Below are 21,894 nucleotides of genomic sequence, written 5' to 3'. Positions count from 1 at the left end.
GTTACTACCGAGGTAAAGATGCTTCGCTGCGCTCTGCATGACCGCCAATTTGGGTAGGCTCTTGGACCAGCCCCGGCGCGGTGCAGCCCACTCAGGATGGGCGGCAGCCTTGCTTTCGCGGGCGAAAGGGTAAGCGCGGCCATATAGGCAGTATTTATTATTACCTTCCCGACGCATTTCCCCCTCCCTTCCCATGCCGGTTCGTTTCCGCTTCCTGCCACTGCTTTTTCTGCTGCTGGCCGCTTCGTCGTGCTCCAAAAAAACCGCTCAGGAGCAAGCCACTGAAACGGCCGCCACTACCGACGGCGACGAAATCGACCCGTACTCCAACCTGGTGTTCACCTTCGATGAAAAAGTAGTGGACGAGGGCCAGCAAAACCGCTGGGACACCACGCGCTTCGTCACGTTCTTGCCTAATATTCGGGGCAAGTTCAAGTGGACCGGCGACCGGGAGCTGACCTTTTCGCCGCTGGAGCCCTTCCGGCCCAGCACGGTTTTTCAGGCCAAGCTGCGGCCCGAAACCCTGCCCAGCGGCAAGCAGAAGCTGGCCCTGAACCGGCCCAAATTCCACACGCCGTACTTGAGTATGGCCGCGCCGCAGGTGTTCTACGGCAGCTCGAAGCGGGCGGCGGGCACGGCCGAGCTGCGGGCCAACCTCGTGTTCAACTACCCTGTGCGACCGGCCGACGTGAAATCCCGCCTGAAAGTGACGCAGGACGGCAAGCCCGTGGCCGTGGAAATCAACTCCGCCGAGCCGGACCAGCTAGTCGCCTTCACCTTCATGCAGGACGTGCGGCCGGATTCGCCGATACAGATTGACATTGCCCCCGGCCTGCGCCCGGCCACCGGCAGCAAAGCCACCGAAAAGCCGCTCACCGCGCAAGCCCAGGTGCCCGACCAAAGCATCCTGGAAGTGCGCGAGCTCACCGGCTCGCTGCTCAACGGCCAGCCCGTGGTGACGGTCCTCCTCAACCAGCCCATCAGTGCGGCCGATATTCAGCCTAATTTGAAGGTGACGCCCGCCGTGGCCTTTTCGGTGGAGGCGTTGGAAAGCGGCTTCACGTTGCGCGGCGGATTCGAGGTGGGCAAAACCTACCAGGTTTCGCTGGCGGCCGGCACGCGTGGCCTGCTGGGCGGCAGCCTGAACGAGGCATTCAGCCAGGCCGTTTCCTTCGGTGATGAGCGGCCGAGCCTGAGCTTCACCAGCAGCGACAAGGCCATGTACCTCGATGCGCTGGGGAACCGGAATCTGGGCCTGCGCATCAACGAAGTGGCCAGGGTGAAGGTGACCATCGCCAAGGTCTACGCCAACAATATTCAGCAGCTGCTGCGCGGCGAAAAGCAGTACGGCTACCCCGGTATGGACGGCAGCCAGGACGAGGATGAGCCCCGCGAATCGAACACCGACGAAAACGGCGACTACATCGACCGCAGCTTTCAGTATTACGACACCGAAAGCATCGGCAACGTGCTGTCGGAGCGCACGGTTTCCGTCGATGCCCTGCCCAAGGAAGCCGGCTTGCGCCTGCTCAATCTCAGCCTGAAAGACCTGGAATTTCAGGGACCGATGAAGGGCCTGTACGTCATTCGGGTGCAGGACACCGAGCGCCAGTGGCTACAGGTGAGCAAGCTGGTGGCGGTGACGGATTTGGGCCTCATCGTGAAGCAGGGGGCTACCGGCACCACGGTTTTCGCCAATTCCATCCGCACGGCGCAGCCGTTGAGCGGCGTCACAGTGAATTTAGTCAGCTCGAATAACCAGGTGATTGGCACGACGACCACGGACAAGTCGGGCGTGGCGCAGTTTGACTCGGCGACCAGCATGAAGCGCTTCACGCTGGGCATGATTACGGCCGTGAAGGAGGCCGATTTTTCCTTCCTCGATTTGACCAAAAGCCGGGTCGAAACCTCGCGCTTCGAGGTGGGCGGGCTGACCTCGAACGCGGCGCACTACCAGGCGTTTCTGTACGGCGACCGCAACCTGTACCGGCCCGGCGACACGGTGCGGACCAACACCGTCATCCGCACAGAGGACTGGAAAAATCCGCCCGCCGGCTTGCCCCTGAAAATCCGCCTGCTATTGCCCAATGGCAAGGAATACAGCAGCCTGCAACAGAAACTGAGCGCGGCGGGCAGCTTCGAAAGCCGCTTCATTCTGCCGCCCACCATCATGACGGGCCTCTACACGCTGGAGGTGCTGACCGGCAACGACGTGCTGCTGACCTCGCGCCCAATCAGCGTCGAGGAATTCATCCCCGACCGGATGAAGGTGACCGTGACGGCCGCCCCCAAAGTCCTGAAACCGGGCCAGGATGTGACGGCCAGCATCACGGCCGTGAACCTGTTTGGCCCGCCCGCCGCCGACCGCAAGTTTGAGGTCGAATTCTCGCTGAAGCAGAAGGCGTTTTCGGCCCCGAAATACCCCGACTACAGCTTCATCATCAACAGCGGCGAGCGACGCAAAACGACCAACGAGGACGGCGAATCCAGCGAAAGCGCCCTCACCGCCCGCTTCGAGAAAACCGTGCGCGAAGGCCGCACCGACGCCACCGGCCACGGCACCGCCGCCTACACCATCCCCGATTACCGCGACCTCGGCACCCTGGAAGGCGTGGCCTTCGCCACGGTGTTCGACGAAACCGGCCGGCCCGTGAACCGCCTCGCCACTTTCGACGTGCAGACCCAGGCCACCATGTTCGGCATCGGCAATCTGCCCGAACTCGTGGGCACCAAACAGGCGCTCACGGTGAAGCTGCTGGCCCTTACGCCGAACGGCCGGCCCACCTCGGCCCCGGCCGATATCAAGGTGGTGCGCCGGCTCTGGGAAACCGTGCTGGAGCGCCAGGGCGGCCGCTACGTGTATAATTCGCAGCAGCGCGACCAGACCATTCTGAGCCAGAGCCGCACCGTAGGGGCCGAAACCAGCTTCAGCTTCACCCCCGTTTACTCAGGCGAATACGAGGTGCGCATCAGCCGGCCGGGGGCCAGCAGCTACGTCACGCAGACGTTCTACGCCTATGGCTACGGCGATACCCAGGCCAATTCCTTCGAGGTGAACAACGAGGGCGAGGTGACCATTGAGGCCGACAAAGCCAAGTACGCGCCCGGCGAAACGGCCAAGCTGCTGCTGAAATCGCCCTTCGCCGGTCGCATTCTGGTGACGGTGGAGCGGGCCAACGTGCTCGACCATTTCTACGTGACCACCGACGGCAAGGCGGCCGAGGTACGCATCCCCATCAAAGCCGGGCACGTCCCCAACGTGTACGTGACCGCTACCGCCGTGCGCGCCCACACCGCCCAGGACCGCCTGCCCCTCACCGTGGCCCGCGGCTTCCTGCCGCTCACCGTCGAGAAAGCCGATTCGCGCCTGGCCGTGGCCATTGCCGCGCCCGCCGCCAGCCGCTCCCAGACCTGGCAAACCGTGGAAATCACCACCGCGCCCCGCGCCCAGCTCACCCTGGCCGTGGTGGACGAGGGCATTCTCCAGCTCAAAAACTACCAGACGCCCGACCCGCACGCCTACTTCTACCAGAAGCGCGCCCTCGAAGTGGCGGCCTTCGACGTGTACCCGTTCCTGTTGCCCGAGCTGGGCACCAGCAGCAGCGGCGGCGACGCGGCCGACATGCGCCGCCGCACCAACCCCGTGCCCAACCGCCGCGTGAAACTGGTGTCGAAATGGAGCGGTGTCCTCACCGCCGACGGCACCGGCAAGCTGCGCTACCGGGTGCGCGTGCCGCAGTTCAGCGGGGCGCTCCGCATCATGGCCGTGGCCTACAAAGACGATGCCTTCGGTTCGGCCGAAGCCACGATGAAGGTGGCCGACCCGGTGGTGATTTCGACGGCGCTACCCCGGTTTATGAGCCCAGGCGACACGATTGACGTGCCGGTGACGCTGACGAATACGACGAGTAAGGCAGTCTATGGAATGGCAGCAATTGCTAGCCGCCTTGAGTTTGGTGTCAAGCCAGAACTGTTCAAAATTATACGAACTGAACGAGACCGAAATCTTAACTATAAAGTTTTGGATGCCAATTTCTGGCCTGAGAACAGCGCTAATCGAATAATCACTTTGCCACCAAATTCAGAGACACGCGAGGTTTTCCGCATAGCTGCTAACCAAATAGGCTCGGCAAAGGTCTTTTCTTACTTCATACAAACACAACGAACTAGCCCGCCGCCCCCACCGCCGCGGCATGTTCCTACTTTCATAGAAATCATAGAGTTGCCAATTCGCCCGGCCGCCTCGCTCGAAAAGCGCACCGGCAGCAGCGTAGTGGCCGGCGGGGCCACGCTCCCGCTCAACCTGAAAACCGATTTCCTGCCCTCCTCGCTCACCAGTCGGCTTGTTGTGAGCCGCTCGCCGCTCACGGAGTTCAGCAAGGATTTGCGCTACCTGCTGCAATACCCCTACGGCTGCCTGGAACAAACAGTGTCGGCCGCTTTCCCGCAGCTGTACTACGCCGATTTGGCCGCCACCTTGCAGCAGAAATCTGGCTCCGGCCCGAAAGCCCAGCGCTACAACCCGAACTACCACGTCCAGGAAGCCATCCGCAAGATTGAGAGCATGCAGCTCTACAACGGCAGCCTGAGCTACTGGCCGGGCGGCGACTACGACAACTGGTGGGCCACCGCCTACGCCGCCCACTTCCTGCAGGAAGCCCAGCAGGCCGGCTTCGCGGTGAATAAATCCGTCCTCGACAAGGTGCTGAAATACCTGGCCTTCCGCCTCAAAAAGCGCGAAACCGAGCCCTACCAGTACTTCGACGCCAACAACCTGGCCCGCCAGCGCACCATCGCCAGCAAGGAAATCGCCTACTCGCTCTACGTCCTCGCCCTGGCCGGCCGCCAGGACCCCGTGGCCCTGAACTACTACCGCGCCAACCGCCCGCTGCTGGCCGAAGACTCCAAATTCCTGCTCGCCTGCACCCAGAGCCTGCTCGGCAACCAGCGCGCCTTCCGCGAGCTGCTGCCCACCCGGTTCGGCGGCGAGCGCGCCGCCCACCGCGCCCTCGACGGCTCGTTCTACTCCCCCATCCGCGACGAAGGCCTCATCCTCAACGTCCTCGTCAGCACCGACCCTAACAACCCGCAAATCCCCGGCATTGCCCGCCAGCTCAGCCGACAAATGAAAGCCGCGCCCTGGCTCAGCACCCAGGAAAGCGTGTTTGCCCTGCTGGCCTTCGGCAAAATAGCCCGCCAAAACGCCAAAAGCACCGCCACCGCCAGCCTGTTTATCGACGGCAAGCCCGCCGGGAATTTCGACGGCAAAGACCTGACGCTACGCAACGTGGCCAACCGCAACGTGAGCATCCGCACCGCCGGCAAGGGCAGCCTCTACTACTTCTGGGAAACCGAAGGAATCTCGGCCAGCGGCCAGGTGAAGGAGGAAGATTCTTACCTGAAAGTGCGCCGCCAGTTCCTCACCCGCGACGGCGCGCCGCTGGGCACCCCCACCTTCCACCAGAACGACCTGGTGGTGGTGAAGATTACGCTGGAAGCCGGCGACGCGGCCGGTGAAATCAAGAACGTAGCCATCACCGATTTGCTACCGGCCGGCCTCGAAATCGAGAACCCGCGCATCGGCGCGTTGCGCGAGCTGGCCTGGGCGAAGGATGCGAGTACGCCCGATTATCTGGACGTGCGTGACGACCGCATTAACCTGTTCACCACCGCCACCAGCAAGCCGAAAGTGTTTTACTACCTCTGCCGCGCCGTGTCGAAAGGCACCTTCAAACTCGGCCCGGTGAATGCGGATGCGATGTATAACGCGGAGTACCACAGCTACAACGGGGCCGGCGTGGTACGGGTCCGGTAACTGGATAGCTGGCCATAGTCTAAGCGAAGCGACGACTATAGGCCGATGGTAAGGCGAGTTTGTAACTCGCCGCCTGTGATTACGATTCGGCAGGCCGCACAATAGCGAGTTGCAAACTCGCCTTACCATCGGCCAGCAGTTATGCGCTGCGCGCTAAACTGCGGCCAGCGGCCAGCGGCGTAGTGCCGGCGGCCAGCAGCTGCAGCGAGCGATATTATTTCAGCGTGTATTTTTCAGACATGAGAAAGAGAAGATGGCTACGGGCGCTAGCTGGCACGGTCAGCGGACTGCTGCTGCTATTCGCCCTCGACCGCCTGTTTCCCCTGCCGCCCGCGCCGCGCTACTCCCCCATCGTGCTGGCCGCCGATGGCAGCGTCCTGCACGCCTTCCTCAACCCTACCCAGAAGTGGCGGATGAAAACCGAGCTGGCGGAAATCACCCCCGCTTTGCAGCAGGCCATTATTCATAAGGAAGACCAGTATTTCCGCTACCATTTCGGCGTAAATCCCGTGGCAATAGTGCAGGCCGCCGGGCGTAATATTTTCAAATCCGGTCGCACCACCGGGGCCAGCACCATCACCATGCAGGTGGCACGATTGCTGGAACCCAAGGAGCGCACCTTCGGCAATAAATTACTGGAAATGCTGCGCGCCACGCAGCTGGAAGCCCATTACAGCAAGGCCGAAATATTGCAGCTCTACCTGAACCTGGTGCCCTACGGCGGCAATATCGAAGGCGTGAAATCGGCCGCGCTGCTCTATTTCCAGCAGCCGCCCAGTTACTTATCGCTGGCCCAGACCGTGACGCTGGCTATTATTCCCAACCAGCCCCGCATATTGGTTTTGGGCAAGAATAACGACCGAATAGTAGCCGAACGGAACCGCTGGCTGCGGCAGTTTCAGCAGCAGCATTTGTTCCCGAATCAGGATATTGCCGATGCGCTGAATGAGCCACTCGATGCCCAGCGCCACGCCGCCCCTACGCTGGCCCCGCACCTGGCGCGCCGGCTGGTGACGCAGTTCCCTGGCCAGGCCATCATCCAGTCCACATTGCGGCGCGGCCCCCAGGCCAAGACCGAGGATTTGACCAAAAACTACGTGCGCCGCCTGCGCGAGTTGGGCATTTCGCAGGCCGCCGTGCTGGTGGTGAACAACCGCACCCGCGCCGTGGAAGCGTACGTGGGCTCGGCTGATTTTCAGGATGCCGCCAGCCAGGGCCAGGTCGATGGCGTGCGGGCCGTGCGCTCGCCGGGCAGCACGCTCAAGCCCTTTCTCTACGCCCTGGCCGTGGACCGCGGCATCGTGACGCCCAAGCTGAAACTGCCCGACGTGCCCACCAATTTCAGTGGTTTCCGCCCCGAGAACTTCGACAAAAGCTGCGCCGGCGAGGTGACCGTGGAGCGGGCCCTGACTTATTCGCTCAACATCCCGGCCGTGCGCGTGCTGGCCGAGGTGGGCGTGCCCGTTTTCACCGATAAGCTGCGGGCGGCCGGCTTCAAAAGTGTGGCCAAAGCCGCGCCGCACCTGGGCCTGAGCACCGTCCTGGGCGGCTGCGGGGCCACGCTGGAAGAGCTGACGGGGCTGTACGCAGCGCTGGCCGATGGGGGGCGCCATGCGCCTTTGGCTTTAATTAAAAATGAAGAATTAAAAATTAAAAATGAGCGCCTTGGAATAAGTTCTAAGAGAAAAAATGCTGGCCCAGCTCCAATTCTTAATTCTTCATTATTAATTACTAATTCTCAACTCGTCTCCCCCGCCGCCGCCTTTCTCATCACCGACATCCTGGCCCAGCGCACCCGGCCCGACCTGCCGATGGGCTACGAAAACAGCCGCCACCTCCCCAAAATTGCCTGGAAAACCGGTACCAGCTACGGCCGGCGCGACGCCTGGAGCATTGGCTACAACCAGGACTACACCATTGGGGTGTGGGTGGGCAACTTCAGTGGGCAGGGCAGCCCGGCCCTGACCGGAGCCGACGTGGCCTCGCCCCTGCTGTTCGACCTGTTCAACACCCTCGCCTACAACTCGCCCAATAACTGGGCCACGCCGCCTGCCACCCTCGATTTCCGGCTGGTCTGCACCGAAACCGGCCTCGTGCCCGGCGAGCACTGCCCCAACCAGCTGATTGATTACTACCTGCCCGGCACGTCGTCGGCCCGGCGCTGCGAGCACCGGAAGGAAGCCCTGGTTTCGGCCGATGGGGCCATGGTTTACTGCCGGGCCTGCGTGCCGGCGGCCGGTTTCCGGCGGCAGCTATTCCCCAACCCGCTGCCCGAAGTGCTGGCTTTCCGCGAAACGCAGGGGCTGCCATCCAGCCGCCTGCCGGCGCACAACCCCGCCTGCCAGCTGGTGCGCGGCAATGAGAACGGCGCGGGCGTAGCGCTGGCCATCACCTCGCCCCTCGACCATGCCGAGTACGTGCTGAACCGAGGCGAGAAGCAGCAAATGCTGCTCAGCTGCGCGGCGGGCAGCGAGGTGCGCCAGGTTTTCTGGTACGTGAACGACCGGTTTCTACGCGCCGCAAAGGCCACCGAACGGGTGTTTTTCCGGCCGCCCAGCGGAGCGGTGAAAATCTCCTGCGCCGACGACCACGGGCGCAACGTGGATATTCAGCTGCAAGTGGCGGAACTGTAGCCTGGGAGTGCGGGCTCCTGAAACTACGCTAAAACCCACCTTAGAGCAGTTTCCGAGTCAGTGTACATTTTTGAAAACAGTTAAAAGTTGAGGGTTAAAAGTTAAAACCCACTACGCCTCATTTTTAACTTTTAACTCTCAACTTTTAACTCTGTACATGGACTTGGAAACCACCTTAGACAGCCTCCCAGCGTGGCAAAACCCGCCGCTCACCCCTCCGAATGCCGCGCCTATCCCACTAAAGCTTCCGCGCTCCCGATTAAAGGCTAAGCGCAGCGCTCCGAAACGTTCAGCGTACCCGATTAAACGCTCAGCGTACCCGATTAAACGCTCAGCGTACCCGATTAAACGCTCAGCGTAAGGTCTTTTGAGTGTATAAAGGGGCTAGCGGAACGTGTGCGCTTACTGGCCACCGAAAAAGCAGGCCGGCACGCCCGCCACGCCCGGCTCGATGGCGAATACGTTGCCGCTGAGTGGGAATTCCTGGCACTGCTGCGGCGTAAGGCCGCCCCGGGCAGTGGTGATGAACAGGGTTTTCAGCCCCGGCCCACCGAAGGCACACGACGACGTGAACGGCGCGGCCGCCAGCACCACCTGAAGGAGTGCGCCCGTGGCGGGGTCGTAGCGGTGCACCGCCCCACCGCCCCACAGGGCCACCCAGAGCTTGCCTTCGGCATCGAGGGTCATGCCGTCGGGCCAGCCGGTCCCTTCTTCGAAGCGAATGACGACGCGCGGGTTGGCAATAGCGCCAGTGGCATTGTCGTAATCGAAAGCCCGCACGGCGAGCGTCGGCGTGTCGATGTAGTACATCGTGGTTTTATCGAGCGACCAGGCGATGCCGTTGGAATTGGTGATGCGCCGCAGCATGACGTGCGTGCGGCCATCGGGGTCGTGGCGGTAGAGGGTGCCGACGTGGGGACGCTGCATCAGGTCGAAAGTACCAACCCAAAACCGGCCGGCCGGGTCGCACTTGCCATCGTTGAAACGCAGGTATTCGTCCGTCACCGGGTCGGCGCGGCGGGTGAGCTGGCCGGTGGTCAGGTTGATTTTGTAGATGCCGGTTTGCAGGGCCACCAGCGCGTTGCCGTTGCGCATGGGCACCACCGTACCGATGCGCTTGCCGGTGAAATAATGCCGGTCCTCGCCCGTGGCGGGGTCGAAAACGTGCAGCTCCCGCCCTTCGATATCAACCCAGTACAGCTGCGCCGTTTCCGGATTCCAGAGCGCGGCCTCGCCCAGCGCGGCCTGCGCGGGCAGGATGGATTCGGCGTGGAGGGCGGGTGCCATTTACGGTTTTTTTGCGGTGAGAAGCTGCTGTTGGAGTACGATGGACTGACCGTTAAGGGTCACTTCTTCGGCCGATTTCATGCGGATGGGGCACTTGTCGGCAATACCCAGCTTTTGCAGCGCGGCCCCGTACAGGGCCAGCAGCGCGGGCTCGCCGGCCAGGGTGATGCGGGCAGGGCGGTTGGCCAGCAGGTCGTGGCACTCGCTGCCGATGAGCAGGCCACTCAGGTAGAAGTAATTCTCCCGCTTGCTGGCTTTTTTGAACAAGTCGTTGGTGCGGACCAGAAAAGTATTATGCAGCAGATTGGCCTGCTGGCTGTCCTGCACACCTTTTTCAAACCACTGGCGGTTCTGGCCCTCGTCCAGCTTGCCGCCTTCTTCCACCGATGCGGCCAGAATTCCGTTGGTGGAGAGCAGGGAGAAAAACTCGCCGGTCATGTACGTTTTCATGGCTACCGCCTGCCCGTGCCGCACCAGCACATGCTTGGCGTGCGTGCCCGGATGCAAGAAAAGCTCCTCTTCCTCCGTATGCTCAAACCGACAGCCGACGAGCTGCACCTCTTCGCCGCGCATCACGTCATCGGCGCTTTTCACCCCTGAAATCAGCAAAATCTCATGCCTGAAATCGGCTGTCGCGGCCATCGTCCTGGTGAGCAAATCCGACCCATCAACCGCGAAAGGCAGCGCCCGGTACGGCAGCTCCAGCATGCCGATGGTGGATGAGGCCATGCCCGAAATCACGACCGGCACCTCATCCAATGACGTTTTTACCGTCGCTTCCAGCTTCGTCAGATGCTTCTCAAGTATGGCCCGGTAGAAGGCTACCCGCTGCCCGGGCGGCTGCCCGGGCGGCTGCCCGGGCGGCTGCCCGGGCAGCTGCCACAGCGCTGCCGTGGCGGCGTTGCCTTCCTTGGAATGCGTTTCGGCCAGAATCTTCAGCGACTGGCGCTCCACGAGGCGCAGGCGGAAGGCGGAGGTGCCCCAGTCGCAGCTGAGGAAGGTGGTGGATTTCATTTTTGGAATTAAAAATTAAAAATGATGAATTAAAAATCAGGGCGGTGGTCCAAGGCCAGGCGCGGTCAGAACGCGCCACGGCGAGCCTGTCGTCTGCGCCGGTTCGCCTCCGATTGTTCAACGATTGAACGCGCCGTGGCGCGTTCCGACCGCACCTGGCTGTAGACTACCGCCAAAATCAGAAGAAGATGAACCGAAAACGTCCTTTGTGAAGGCCATTTTTAATTTTTCACTTTTAATTTTTAATTTTCTTCCCTACCATTCCGCCACGCTGCCGTCCTCATTGCGCCAAATGGGGTTGTGCCAGTTGTGGCCGATGGCGGCGCGGCTCCGCACGTAGTCCTCGTTTATATCGATGCCCAGCCCCGGCCCGGCGGGAATCCGGCAATGCCCGGCCTCGTAGTCGAACACCGATTTATCGACCAGGTAATCAAGCAAATCATTCTCCTTATTGTAATGAATGCCCAGGCTCTGCTCCTGGATGAAGGCGTTGTGGCAGCTGGCATCCACCTGCAGGCAGGCGGCCAGCGCAATGGGGCCCAGCGGACAATGCGGCGCGGCCGCCACGTCGAACGCCTCGGCCATGCTGATGATTTTCCTGCACTCGGTGATGCCGCCGGCGTGCGAGAGGTCGGGCTGGATGATGTCGACGTAGCCGTCGATGAGCAGCTGCTTGAAATCCCAGCGCGAAAACATGCGCTCGCCGGTGGCAATGGGAATGCTGGTGTGCCGGGCGATTTCGCGCAGGGCCTCGTTGTTCTCAGGCAGCACGGGCTCCTCGATGAACATGGGGCGGTAGGCTTCCAGCTCGTGGGCCAGCACTTTGGCCATGGGCTTGTGCACCCGGCCGTGGAAATCGATGCCAATGCCCAGGCCCGGCCCGCCGGCCGCGCGCACGGCCGCCACGCGGGCCAGCACGGCGTCAATCTTCACATAGGAATCGACGTAGGCCATTTCGTCGGTGGCGTTCATCTTGATGGCCGTGAAGCCTTTGGCCACCATATCGGCCGCCGCCGCGCCCACGTGCTCGGGCCGGTCGCCGCCAATCCAGGAGTAGACCCGCATTTTGTCGCGCACCGGCCCGCCCAGCAGCTGATGAATTGGCGCATCGTGGTACTTGCCCTTGATGTCCCACAGCGCCTGGTCGATGCCGGCGATGGCCGACATCAGAATCGGGCCGCCCCGGTAGAAGCCGCCCCGGTACATCACCTGCCAATGGTCTTCAATATTGAGCGGGTCTTTGCCGATGAGGTTCTCCATGAGCTCGGTCACGGCGGCGGCCACGGTGGCGGCCCTGCCCTCAATCACCGGCTCGCCCCAGCCGATGAAGCCGGTGTCGGTTTCGATTTTGAGAAACAGCCAGCGCGGCGGCACCTGGAAGAGTTCGAAGCGGATGATTTTCATTGGTTGAGGTTAAATAAAGGGCCGTCATGCTGAGCTTGTCGAAGCATCTCTACCGCGTGACTAATCCTTACGATTCAACGAAGCGGCAGAGATGCTTCGACAAGCTCAGCATGACCGTTTCTCTATCGTTTTATGACTTTTCTCTACCCTACCCCACTATCGTCCGAAACTGCCGGGCCTTCTCCGCAAGCTGCGCCAGGTACTCCTCCGTCACGGCCTGCCTGGTGTCAACCAGCGAGCTGCCCAGCCCGAAAGCCACGGCCCCGGCATCGGCAAAACCCCGAATATTATCCAGCGAAACGCCGCCCGTGGGCATGAGCGGGATGAACGGCAGCGGCCCGGCCACGTCCTTGAAGTACCCTGGCCCAACCCCCGAAGCCGGGAATACTTTGATGATGTCGCCGCCGTATTCGTAGGCCTTCAGAATCTCCGTGGCCGTGTACGCGCCGGGGATGCTCACGGCCCCGTAGCGCTTGGTCATGCGGATGGTTTGCTTATTGAGGGTGGGCGAAATGATGAATCTGGCCCCGGCCAGCAGCGCGGCGCGGGCCGATTCGGGGTCGAGCACGGTGCCGGCTCCCACCAGGAAATCATCGTCCATGGCCCCGGCAATTTCTTCGATGGAGGCCAGTGCGCCGGGCGAGTTCAGCGTGACTTCCATGGCGCGCACGCCGCCAGCGTGCAGGGCCTGCGCAATGCGGAGCAGGTCTTTGGGATTGGCCCCGCGCACGATGGCGATAACCTTGTGGGTGAGCAGGTGGGCGAGCATCTTCATAGGAAATTCAGGGGGTGGCGCGCATCATTACGGCTTCCCGACAACGTATAACCGCGAATCCAGGTTGGCGCGTAGCGCTGACTTTTAGTCCGTGCTACCGTGCAGCGCGGCGGGCGCGAATGGAATAGTCCGGCTGGTCGGTCTGCCCCGTAGTTACCTCATTTCCCTGTCCATTGCGGCCGTTACCACGGGCGCGTCACCTCACGCCCATGGGTCCTCAGTTCCTTTTCGCCACCGGCATCGAAAACAGCAACCCCACCATCCAAAACGGCACCCTGCGCGTGGATGAGCTGGAGAAATGCAACCACTACCAGCTTTGGGAGAAGGATTTCGACCTGGTTGATGAGCTGGGCATCCGGTTTCTGCGCTACGGGCCGCCCATTCACAGCACGTTTCTGGGGCCGAATACATACGACTGGGCCTTTGCCGACCTCACGTTTCAGGATTTGCTGCGGCGCAACATCGCGCCCATTGTCGACCTGTGCCATTTTGGGGTGCCCGACTGGATTGGCAACTTCCAGAACCCCGATTTCCCGGTGCTGTTCGCGCAGTATGCCCGGGCGTTTGCGCAGCGGTTTCCGTGGGTGCAGCTCTACACGCCGGTGAACGAGATGTTCATCTGCGCGCAGTTTTCGGCCATGTTTGGGTGGTGGAACGAGCAGCTGAGCAGCGACCTCGGCTTCGTGACGGCGCTCAAGCACATTGTGAAGGCCAACGTGCTGGCCATGAAAGCCATTCTGGAAATCCGGCCCGATGCCATTTTCATCCAAAGCGAGTCGTCGGAGTATTTCCACGCCGAAAACCCGGCCGCGATTAAGCCCGCTGAAATCATGAATTCGCGTCGGTTTCTATCGCTGGACCTGAACTACGGCCGGCGTGTCGACTCCGAGATGTATGAGTACCTGACCGACAACGGCATGACCCGCCAGGAATACCACTTCTTTCTGGGCAACAACCTGAAACGGCACTGCATCATGGGCAACGACTACTACCAGACCAATGAGCACCGCGTGGCTCCCGATGGGAGCACCCGCGCCTCGGGCGAAATATTTGGCTACCACACCATTACCCACCAGTACTACGACCGTTACCGCCTGCCCGTGATGCACACCGAAACCAACCTCTGGCAGGGCCCCAGCGGCGACGAGGCCGTGAACTGGCTCTGGAAAGAGTGGGCCAACGTGCTGCGCGTGCGCAACGACGGCGTGCCCATCGTGGGCTTCACCTGGTACTCCCTCACCGACCAGGTGGACTGGGACACCGCCCTGCGCGAACCCAACAACAATGTGAATCCGCTGGGCCTCTACGACCTCGACCGCAACATCCGGCCCGTGGGCATGGCCTACAAGCAGCTCATCGCCGACTGGAACCAGGTGCTGCCCGCTCACAGCGTCTGCCTGCAAGTGCCCATTGTGATGCCCCACGATAGCCACCGCGACTGGGCCCAGGAGCAGAAACAGGACGTAAAAACCGCTAGTGCCGACCCCTCCACCGCAGCGGTCAACACGGTTTCGACCGATGCTTCCTAACCTGTAGCATAGGCTTGCGGAGTCCACGCTACAACCTTTCCCGCATGCCAACCCGATTTTATGGCATCACGGGCGGGGCCGACGGCATTGGCCTGGCTACGGCCAAACGCCTCGCCAGGAAAGGAGCCCGCATTGTGCTGGCCGACTACAACCAGGCAACCCTCGCCGCCGCCGTGCCCGAAGTACAGGCAGCCGGGACTCCCGCCATAGGCGGTCTGTTCACGCCCGGCACCCGGGGGAGGCCAACATTCGCCAGAACCCCCGTGGCCTGCCCCCGCTAATTACCGCCGCTCAATGGCGCGGGAACAGCGTATGTTTGCGACCCTTTTTAATTCGCACATCATCCGCCGTTCATGAGTAAAGTAATTATCCACAACCTCGCCGAGCTGGAGGCCTGCGTGGGCCAGGAGCTGGGCGTGTCCGAGCTCCACACCATCACGCAGGAGCAAATCAACCAGTTTGCCGCTGCTACCCTGGATTATCAGTGGATTCATACCGACCCGGCCCGGGCGCAGGTTGAGTCGCCGTTTCAGGCCACCATTGCCCACGGCTACCTCACGGTGGCCCTGCTGCCCTATTTGTGGCACCAAATAGTGGCAATTGAGAACCTGAAAATGCAGGTCAACTACGAAATCGAAAGCCTGCGCTTCAACCAGGCCGTGACCGTGAATAGCCAGGTTCGCCTGCGCGCCAGCCTGCTTTCAGTGGCCAACCTGCGCGGCATCGCCAAAACCCGGGTGGGCGTAACGCTGGAAATTGAGGGCGTGAAAAAGCCCGCGTACACGGGCGTGATTACGTTTCTCTACCACTTTCAGGAGGCGTAAGCTCATTGCATAAGAAATAAATAGAACGGTCATGCTGAGCGCAGCCGAAGTATCTCTACTGCGCAACTAATCCTGTTGATTGAATTAGTAATGAGGTAGAGATGCTTCGGCTGCGCTCAGCATGACCGTTCTATATTTCCTGCGCCGACACCTTTAATCCAAAAACCTAAGCTGCTGCCTGCTCCTCCAGATACTCCTCCCCTACCCGCACCGGCGCCATATCCTTCGATTCCTCCTCGGTAAACAGCCGCGAGCGAATCAGGAACCGTACGCCGAGCGGGATTTCCAGCGAGAAGCTGGCCCCCCGGCCTTTGGTCACATCAACGGTGAGTTGGGTGTGCTGCCAGTATTCAAACTGGCTGGTGCTCATAAAAAAGTCGCAGCCGTGAATCTGGCCCAGCCACACGTCGTTGCCGCCGATGCGGAATTCGCCCTTGGCAAAGCACATCGGCGAGGAGCCGTCGCAGCAGCCGCCGCTTTGGTGAAACATGAGCGGGCCGTTTTCATCGCGCAGCAAATCGATGGTGGCTTCAGCGGCGGTGGTGACTAGGACGCGGGGCGTGGGCATATTGGAAGATAAACAGGTCAGAAAATGGTGTAACGCAAAAAAAGAACGTCATGCTGAACTTGTCGAAGCATCTCTACCGCTTCGTTGTTGGATTACGATTTCCAACGGCGCGGTAGAGATGCTTCGGCTGCGCTCAGCATGACGTTCTGGTGTGCTGGCTAATCAGCCAAATCCGGCTTAAAAGAAGCCCAGCTTCTGCTTGCTGTAACTGATGAGCATGTTCTTGGTCTGGCGGTAGTGGGCGAGCATCATCTTGTGATTTTCGCGGCCAAAACCAGAGGACTTGTAGCCGCCGAAAGGCGCGCCGGCGGGGTAGTCGTGGTAGCAGTTCACCCACACGCGGCCGGCCTGAATGGCGCGGGGCATCGTGTAGAGCTCGTGGGCATCGCGGCTCCAGAGACCGGCGCCGAGGCCGTAGAGCGTGTCGTTGGCCATTTCGATGGCCTCGTCGTTGTCTTTGAACGTGGCGACGGACAGCACCGGGCCGAAGATTTCCTCCTGGAAAATCCGCATTTTGTTGTGGCCGCGGAAGATGGTGGGCTGGATGTAGTAGCCCTCGGTCAGCTCGTCGTGCGCGTGGTCGCGGTGGGCTTCGCCGCCGGTCAGCACTTCGGCCCCTTCGGCCTTGCCGATTTCGAGGTAGCTCAGGATTTTCTCGTACTGGTCGTTGCTGGCCTGCGCGCCCATCATGGTGCTGGGGTCGAGCGGGTGGCCGAGCTTGATGGCTTTCACGCGCTCGATGAGGCGGGGCATGAAGGCCTCATAAATGTCCTCGTGAATGAGCAGACGCGAAGGGCAGGTGCAGATTTCACCCTGGTTAAGGGCAAACATAGCCGCGCCTTCCAGGCACTTATCCAGGAAGTCGTCGTCGGCATCCATCACCGATTTGGTGAAGATGTTCGGCGACTTGCCGCCCAGCTCCATGGTCACGGGAATGATGTTTTCGGCGGCGTACTGCAGGATGAGGCGGCCGGTGGTGGTTTCGCCGGTAAAGGCTACCTTGTTCACGCGCTTGTTGCTGGCCAGGGGCTTGCCGGCTTCCAGGCCAAAGCCGTTCACAACGTTGAGCACGCCGGGCGGAATCACGTCCTGCAACAGCTCCATGAGCACCATGATGCTGGCGGGGGTTTGCTCGGCGGGCTTCACCACCACGCAGCAGCCGGCGGCCAGGGCGGGCGCAATTTTCCAGGTGGCCATCAGCAGCGGGAAGTTCCAGGGAATAATCTGGCCCACCACGCCCAGCGGCTCCTGAATGACGAGCGAAAGCGTGGTTTCATTCAGCTCGGTGGCCGAGCCTTCTTCGGCCCGAATCACGCCCGCGAAGTAGCGGAAGTGGTCGATGGCCAGCGGCAAATCAGCCGCCATGGTTTCGCGGATGGCCTTGCCGTTTTCCACGGTTTCCACGGCCGCCAGGTGGGCCAGGTTGGCCTCCATGATGTCGGCAATCTTCAGCAGCACGTTGCTGCGCGTGGTGGGCGAGGCCTTGCCCCAGGTTTTGAAGGCTTCGTGCGCGGCGTCGAGGGCCAGCTCAATGTCCTCTTTGGTGCTGCGGGCTACTTTACAAAAGGCCTTGCCATCAATTGGCGAAGGATTTTCAAAGTACTGACCCTTGACGGGGGCCACCCACTTACCGCCAATAAAATTGTCGTAATGCGACTTGAACTTGGGACGTGCCACCAGAGTGGTGGTTTCTTCGAGGGTTTCAGCCATGACGTTGTAAAAAGTAAAGGTTGAGTGGGTTAGTCAGATGGTAAAGGTCTTTGAATAACCCTTCAATCGATTGTGGTATTATCTTAAAGTGTGCGGGAATAATCGCAACTTGTAGCACCGAAAAAGTCGGTCATGCTGAGCTTGCCGAAGCATCTCTACCGCTTAGTTGAATGATGTTGATTACTGCTGCACTACAGATGCTTCGGCAAGCTCAGCATGACCGGCCTTTCAATTAGCCCACGCTTACAACCCATCCCACCCATGCCCACGCGCGTTCACCTGCCCGCCGCCGTTGCCCCGCTCGCCCCCGAGCGCCTGCACAGCCTCGTCGAAAACCGCACCGTGTACGCCCTCGATGGCTTTGAGCTGAACGTGTTTGAAACCCACCACGCTGCCCACCGCGTGCCCCTGCGCCTCGAAGGACTGGCCCTGACCACCATGCTGCGCGGCAAAAAGGTGATGCACCTGCCCAACCGCCCGGCCTTCGACTACCTGCCCGGCGAGTCGGTGGTGGTGGAAAAGGACGAGCTGATGGAAATTGACTTCCCCGAGGCCTGCCTTTGCCAGCCCACCCAGTGCCTGGCCGTAGTCATCGCGCCGGACACCATCCGCCACACCGTGGACCTGCTCAACGAGCGGTACCCCCGCGCCGAAACCCACCAGCCCTGGTCGCTGCAGCAGCCCGACTACGCCCACCTCACCAACACCCCCGAGCTGACCGATACCCTGGGCCGCCTGGTGGCCGTGGCGCGCACTACCGACGTGAACAAGGATGTGCTGGCCGGCTTCACCTTGCAGGAACTATTGGTGCGCCTCATGCAGACGCAGGCCCGCCAGCTCATTTTCCACGACTACGCCCGGCACCTGACCACGCACCGCTTCGCCGCCGTAGTGGGCTATATCAAAGACCACCTGGCCGAAAGCCTGACCATCGACAAGCTCAGCGCGCTGGCCTGCATGAGCAAGGCCACGTTCTTCCGGGTCTTCAAGCGCGAGTTTGGGATTACGCCGGTCGAGTACATCATCCGGGAGCGGCTGGGCGAGGCCAAGCGCCTGCTGCGCCACCCGCTGGCCAGCGTGGCCGAGGTGTGCTTGCGGGCGGGATTTAACAACCTGTCGTACTTCCAGGCACTGTTTAAGAAGTATGAGGGCGTGACGCCGGGGACGTATCGGAAGCAGCTGGTGGCGTAATCTGGCCATCCGTCATTGCGAGAAGGCCCGACATTCCGCGCATCAAGCGGCGCCAATCCATCCTGTAAAAATTAGACACGCTGTAAAGTAACAGGCCCCATTGCTGCGCAGCAATGGGGCCTGTTACATTTTGGGGTTTGTCGCTGAGAACAGGACGGATTGCTTCGCTACGCTCGCAATGACATACGATTAAAACACTACGCTGTACGGCGCGTCGGCCAGGCCTTTCACGGTTTCGGGCAGCTCTACGCCCAGAATTTCGTGCACGTTGGCCCGGATGCGGTTGGCCATTTGCGTGAGGGGCAAATCGTTGCTGTCCTTGCCGAAGGGGTCCTCAATTTCGTCGCCAATCATCTCTACGCCCAGCAGCGCGTAGGCCCCGAACATGGTGATGGGAATGGTGAGGTACTGGTAGGTATCGAGCAGGTTGAACGGCATTATCAGGACAAAAACCGTGATAAAACCCTTGATGAAGTAGCTGTAGGAAAACGGGATGGGCGTGGCTTTAATCCGCTCGCAGGCCCCGGCCACGTCGAGCAGGCCCTCGTGGTGGCGCTGGAGGGTAATAAGGTGCGCGGGCAGCAGAATGTCCTCTCGCAGCAGCCGCTCGAACAGCTCCTGCAACAGCGCCGACAGGCGGGAGGGCACATGGTCGGCCCCGCGCAGCCGCTCGATGAAGCCCGTGTCGGCCTCTTCTAACTTCTCGAACCGGACGCCTTTGCGCAGATGGCCATCCAGGGCAATGGGGAAGTTGGCGAGCAGCCTGGCGAAGTAGGTGCGGGTGGCGTAGTCGGTGGCGGGCAGGCGGGCGTGGAGCAGCACGGCCAGGTTGCGGCAGTTGTTCACGAGCTGGCCCCAGAGGCGGCGCCCTTCGTAGAACCGGTCGTAGGCCGTGTTGGTCCGGAACACCAGCAGCAGGCTGAGCATAATGCCCATAAAGGAGAAAAACTCCTTATCCACCTGGATATTCATCTTATCGAACCGGATGAAGAAGGCCGTGACAGCCGTGGCGTAGAGACCCACCAGCAGCACCCGCTTCAGCAGCAGGCGGATGATGCCCGAGGAGCGCAGGTGCCGCAGGGCTTCCCACCAATCGGTCGATTTGTAGATAATCATGTAGTAACGAGGACCGGGCCGTTTGGCCGGCACGGCGGCCAAAATTACGCGCTGGCGTATTCGATACCCACTACTTCCACCGTTTCCGGCCCGGGCCCGAGCGGCAGGGGGGCCGTTTTGCCCAACCGGAGGCCCTGCACCGCCCGCGCGATGGGAGCCACAAACGCGACCCTGCCCAGCGCCACATCGGCCTCATCAACGCCCACGATAGTAAACGTGCGCTCAAAACCGACCTTACCGCCGCGCACGGTGCGCAACGTGACGGTGGCCCCGAAGCGCACTTCGCCGGCCGGCTGGCCGGCGGGGTCTACTACTTTGGCGCTGCCGAGGCGCTCCAGCAGCAGGGCCAGGCGGCCATTGAATAGCGAGAGGCGGTGGGTGCGGTCGGTGTCGTTGTCGTGGTTGGCCTCGGCCTGGGCGCGCCCGGCTTCGAGGGTGGCCAGCTCGGCGCGCAGCAGCTCCAGGCCAGCGGGCGTGACGTAGTTGGGCGTGCCCGGCGGCAGGGCCGCCCGGGGCGGAATGATGGGCGGCGTCTGCGCGTCGTCTTCCTTAGTAAATCCTCGGCTCATGCACTGGCAAACGCAGGCGCGGCAGACGGGTTGTGCGGGAGGAGTAGCACGAGTACCCCGAACTTTCAATTCGGCCCGGTGTGCGATTCCCGGTGTTACGATTCCCGTTATTACGATTCAGCGGGCCGAAGCAAAAAGTCGGGGTACCGGTGCTGTTTACCGGGCCGGGTGCAACTATTGGGGCCAAAAAGCAGTTACGCTACGCTATTTCGCTGCTACCCTATCCCGATTCGCTCGCGCTATTGAATGTCTGAATTGCTTATCCGGCCCGTCACCGCGGCCATTGCCCCTCCCCTCCCCTCCCGCCGCCTCGATAATGCCCTCGTCTGGCTCATGTCCCTCACCTGCGGGCTGGTGGTGGCCAATATCTACTACAATCAGCCGCTGCTGGCCGCCATTGGGCGCACCTTTCACCTGCGCGACAGCAGCGCCAGCCTGCTGGCTACGGCCACCCAAGTGGGCTATACCCTGGGCATTCTGTGCGTGGTGCCGCTGGGCGACATGCTGGAGCGCAAGCGCCTGATACTACTCATGCTGCTGGGCGCGGCGGCCTGCCTGGGCCTGGCGGCGTGGGCACCCACCTTTGGCATGCTGGCCGGGGCCAGCGTGCTCCTCGGCATCTGCTCGGCGGTGCCGCAGCTGCTGCTGCCCATGGCCGCCCACCTGGCCCCCGAAGCCGACCGGGGCCGCATCGTGGGCCGCGTCATGAGTGGGCTGCTGATTGGGATTCTGGCCTCGCGTACCCTTAGCGGCTACGTGGGGGCGCACCTGGGCTGGCGGGCCATGTTCGAAATCGCGGCCGGGCTGATGCTGGCCCTGCTGGGCCTGCTGGCCTGGCGCCTGCCCCAGGACCGGCCAAATTTCGCCGGCTCCTACGGCTCCCTCCTGAAATCGCTGCTGACCCTGACCCGCACGCTGCCCGACCTGCGCCGGGCGGCGCTCGTGGGCGGGCTGCTATTTGCGGCCTTCAGCGCCTTCTGGACCACGCTGACCTTTTTTCTGGAGAGCCCGGCCTACCGCTACGGCAGCGACGTGGCCGGCTTTTTTGGGCTGATTGGGGCCGTGGGCGCGCTGGCCGCCCCGCTGGCCGGCAAGGCGTCCGACGCGCGCGGCCCCGACTATGCCCTGGGGCTGAGCATTCTGCTGGCACTGGCCGCGTATGGCGTGCTGGGCCTGGGCGGCACCCACCTACTGGGCCTGGTGCTGGGCGTGATTGTGCTGGACGTGGGCGTGCAGGCCGCCCACATCTCCAACCAAACCAAGGTATTTTCGCTGGTGCCCGAGGCCCGCAGCCGCCTCAACACCGTGTACATGACCGGGTATTTCACGGGCGGCTCCCTCGGCTCAGTGGCCGGCGGCCTGGCCTGGACGCACGGCGGCTGGCCCGGCGTGTGCCTGCTGGGGGCCGCCTTCACGGGCGCGGCCTACCTGGCGAGCCGGTTCTACGGCCGCGACTAGC

The 21,894-nt window shown here is 61.9% G+C and carries 15 protein-coding genes; 7 read left to right on the top strand and 8 right to left on the bottom strand.

Going from position 1 to position 21,894, the window contains the following annotated elements; translation table 11 throughout:
• The first annotated feature begins 193 nt into the window (after positions 1-193).
• Both ABD819_RS18295 and pbpC read left to right on the top strand, forming a co-directional pair.
• On the top strand, positions 194-5,815 hold the full coding sequence (locus ABD819_RS18295) for an alpha-2-macroglobulin family protein (RefSeq protein WP_345126602.1): 5,622 nt from the start codon (positions 194-196) through the stop codon (positions 5,813-5,815).
• Between the two features lie 239 nt (positions 5,816-6,054).
• Positions 6,055-8,448 carry a penicillin-binding protein 1C gene (pbpC, locus tag ABD819_RS18290; protein WP_345126600.1) on the top strand — a complete coding sequence of 798 codons (2,394 nt, stop codon included), beginning with the start codon at positions 6,055-6,057 and terminating at the stop codon, positions 8,446-8,448.
• A 402-nt stretch (positions 8,449-8,850) separates the two neighbouring features.
• Here the strand turns inward: pbpC and ABD819_RS18285 are convergent, their stop codons facing one another.
• From ABD819_RS18285 to ABD819_RS18270, 4 genes are all read right to left on the bottom strand, one after another.
• Positions 8,851-9,735 (bottom strand): SMP-30/gluconolactonase/LRE family protein, encoded by an 885-nt coding sequence (locus ABD819_RS18285; RefSeq protein ID WP_345126597.1) that lies wholly within the window; start codon positions 9,733-9,735, stop codon positions 8,851-8,853.
• On the bottom strand, positions 9,736-10,749 hold the full coding sequence (locus ABD819_RS18280; protein ID WP_345126596.1) for a 2-dehydro-3-deoxygalactonokinase: 1,014 nt from the start codon (positions 10,747-10,749) through the stop codon (positions 9,736-9,738).
• Positions 10,750-11,004: 255 nt separating this feature from the next.
• The gene (dgoD, locus tag ABD819_RS18275) at positions 11,005-12,153 is read right to left on the bottom strand and encodes a galactonate dehydratase (protein ID WP_345126594.1); all 1,149 of its coding nucleotides are present in this window, start codon (positions 12,151-12,153) and stop codon (positions 11,005-11,007) included.
• A gap of 148 nt (positions 12,154-12,301) precedes the next feature.
• Positions 12,302-12,928, bottom strand: a complete 627-nt coding sequence (locus ABD819_RS18270) for a bifunctional 4-hydroxy-2-oxoglutarate aldolase/2-dehydro-3-deoxy-phosphogluconate aldolase (protein WP_345126591.1) — start codon at positions 12,926-12,928, stop codon at positions 12,302-12,304.
• A 209-nt stretch (positions 12,929-13,137) separates the two neighbouring features.
• On the opposite strand from ABD819_RS18270, the gene ABD819_RS18265 reads away from it, so the two are divergent.
• The 3 genes from ABD819_RS18265 to ABD819_RS18255 all read left to right on the top strand — a co-directional run bounded on the left by ABD819_RS18265 (position 13,138) and on the right by ABD819_RS18255 (position 15,281).
• Positions 13,138-14,457 (top strand): family 1 glycosylhydrolase, encoded by a 1,320-nt coding sequence (locus ABD819_RS18265; RefSeq protein WP_345126589.1) that lies wholly within the window; start codon positions 13,138-13,140, stop codon positions 14,455-14,457.
• 44 nt (positions 14,458-14,501) lie between these two features.
• Positions 14,502-14,738 (top strand): SDR family NAD(P)-dependent oxidoreductase, encoded by a 237-nt coding sequence (locus ABD819_RS18260; RefSeq protein WP_345126587.1) that lies wholly within the window; start codon positions 14,502-14,504, stop codon positions 14,736-14,738.
• A gap of 72 nt (positions 14,739-14,810) precedes the next feature.
• The gene (locus tag ABD819_RS18255; protein ID WP_345126584.1) at positions 14,811-15,281 is read left to right on the top strand and encodes a MaoC family dehydratase; all 471 of its coding nucleotides are present in this window, start codon (positions 14,811-14,813) and stop codon (positions 15,279-15,281) included.
• Between the two features lie 166 nt (positions 15,282-15,447).
• Here the strand turns inward: ABD819_RS18255 and ABD819_RS18250 are convergent, their stop codons facing one another.
• On the bottom strand, positions 15,448-15,849 hold the full coding sequence (locus tag ABD819_RS18250; protein ID WP_345126583.1) for a DUF779 domain-containing protein: 402 nt from the start codon (positions 15,847-15,849) through the stop codon (positions 15,448-15,450).
• Between the two features lie 177 nt (positions 15,850-16,026).
• On the bottom strand, positions 16,027-17,559 hold the full coding sequence (locus ABD819_RS18245) for an aldehyde dehydrogenase family protein (RefSeq protein ID WP_345126581.1): 1,533 nt from the start codon (positions 17,557-17,559) through the stop codon (positions 16,027-16,029).
• A 261-nt stretch (positions 17,560-17,820) separates the two neighbouring features.
• Here ABD819_RS18245 and ABD819_RS18240 point away from each other — a divergent pair, with 261 nt between their 5' ends.
• A complete protein-coding gene (locus ABD819_RS18240; RefSeq protein WP_345126579.1) occupies positions 17,821-18,750 on the top strand; it encodes a helix-turn-helix domain-containing protein in 930 nt (309 codons plus the stop codon).
• Between the two features lie 189 nt (positions 18,751-18,939).
• Here the strand turns inward: ABD819_RS18240 and ABD819_RS18235 are convergent, their stop codons facing one another.
• The gene (locus ABD819_RS18235; protein WP_345126578.1) at positions 18,940-19,866 is read right to left on the bottom strand and encodes a bestrophin family protein; all 927 of its coding nucleotides are present in this window, start codon (positions 19,864-19,866) and stop codon (positions 18,940-18,942) included.
• Positions 19,867-19,910: 44 nt separating this feature from the next.
• On the bottom strand, positions 19,911-20,435 hold the full coding sequence (locus ABD819_RS18230; protein WP_345126577.1) for a GreA/GreB family elongation factor: 525 nt from the start codon (positions 20,433-20,435) through the stop codon (positions 19,911-19,913).
• Between the two features lie 246 nt (positions 20,436-20,681).
• Here ABD819_RS18230 and ABD819_RS18225 point away from each other — a divergent pair, with 246 nt between their 5' ends.
• Positions 20,682-21,893, top strand: coding sequence for an MFS transporter (locus tag ABD819_RS18225; protein ID WP_345126575.1), 1,212 nt, complete (start codon positions 20,682-20,684; stop codon positions 21,891-21,893).
• Position 21,894 lies beyond the last annotated feature (1 nt).

Origin of the sequence: Hymenobacter antarcticus, from assembly GCF_039539545.1 — a bacterium.
In the GTDB taxonomy this organism is placed as follows: Bacteria; Bacteroidota; Bacteroidia; order Cytophagales; family Hymenobacteraceae; genus Hymenobacter; species Hymenobacter antarcticus.
The sequence above is the reverse complement of the archived record's forward strand: the minus strand, read 5'-3'. Positions and strand labels throughout refer to the sequence as shown.

Bases quoted from the DNA above. Each gene is read 5' to 3' on its own strand.
- ABD819_RS18295 (WP_345126602.1), top strand. From the start codon at position 194: ATGCCGGTTCGTTTCCGCTTCCTGCCACTGCTTTTTCTGCTGCTGGCC.
- ABD819_RS18235 (WP_345126578.1), bottom strand. From the start codon at position 19,866: ATGATTATCTACAAATCGACCGATTGGTGGGAAGCCCTGCGGCACCTG.
- ABD819_RS18260 (WP_345126587.1), top strand. From the start codon at position 14,502: ATGCCAACCCGATTTTATGGCATCACGGGCGGGGCCGACGGCATTGGC.
- ABD819_RS18270 (WP_345126591.1), bottom strand. From the start codon at position 12,928: ATGAAGATGCTCGCCCACCTGCTCACCCACAAGGTTATCGCCATCGTG.
- ABD819_RS18255 (WP_345126584.1), top strand. From the start codon at position 14,811: ATGAGTAAAGTAATTATCCACAACCTCGCCGAGCTGGAGGCCTGCGTG.
- ABD819_RS18250 (WP_345126583.1), bottom strand. From the start codon at position 15,849: ATGCCCACGCCCCGCGTCCTAGTCACCACCGCCGCTGAAGCCACCATC.
- ABD819_RS18265 (WP_345126589.1), top strand. From the start codon at position 13,138: ATGGGTCCTCAGTTCCTTTTCGCCACCGGCATCGAAAACAGCAACCCC.
- ABD819_RS18230 (WP_345126577.1), bottom strand. From the start codon at position 20,435: ATGAGCCGAGGATTTACTAAGGAAGACGACGCGCAGACGCCGCCCATC.
- ABD819_RS18280 (WP_345126596.1), bottom strand. From the start codon at position 10,749: ATGAAATCCACCACCTTCCTCAGCTGCGACTGGGGCACCTCCGCCTTC.
- ABD819_RS18240 (WP_345126579.1), top strand. From the start codon at position 17,821: ATGCCCACGCGCGTTCACCTGCCCGCCGCCGTTGCCCCGCTCGCCCCC.
- dgoD (WP_345126594.1), bottom strand. From the start codon at position 12,153: ATGAAAATCATCCGCTTCGAACTCTTCCAGGTGCCGCCGCGCTGGCTG.
- ABD819_RS18285 (WP_345126597.1), bottom strand. From the start codon at position 9,735: ATGGCACCCGCCCTCCACGCCGAATCCATCCTGCCCGCGCAGGCCGCG.
- ABD819_RS18225 (WP_345126575.1), top strand. From the start codon at position 20,682: ATGTCTGAATTGCTTATCCGGCCCGTCACCGCGGCCATTGCCCCTCCC.
- ABD819_RS18245 (WP_345126581.1), bottom strand. From the start codon at position 17,559: ATGGCTGAAACCCTCGAAGAAACCACCACTCTGGTGGCACGTCCCAAG.
- pbpC (WP_345126600.1), top strand. From the start codon at position 6,055: ATGAGAAAGAGAAGATGGCTACGGGCGCTAGCTGGCACGGTCAGCGGA.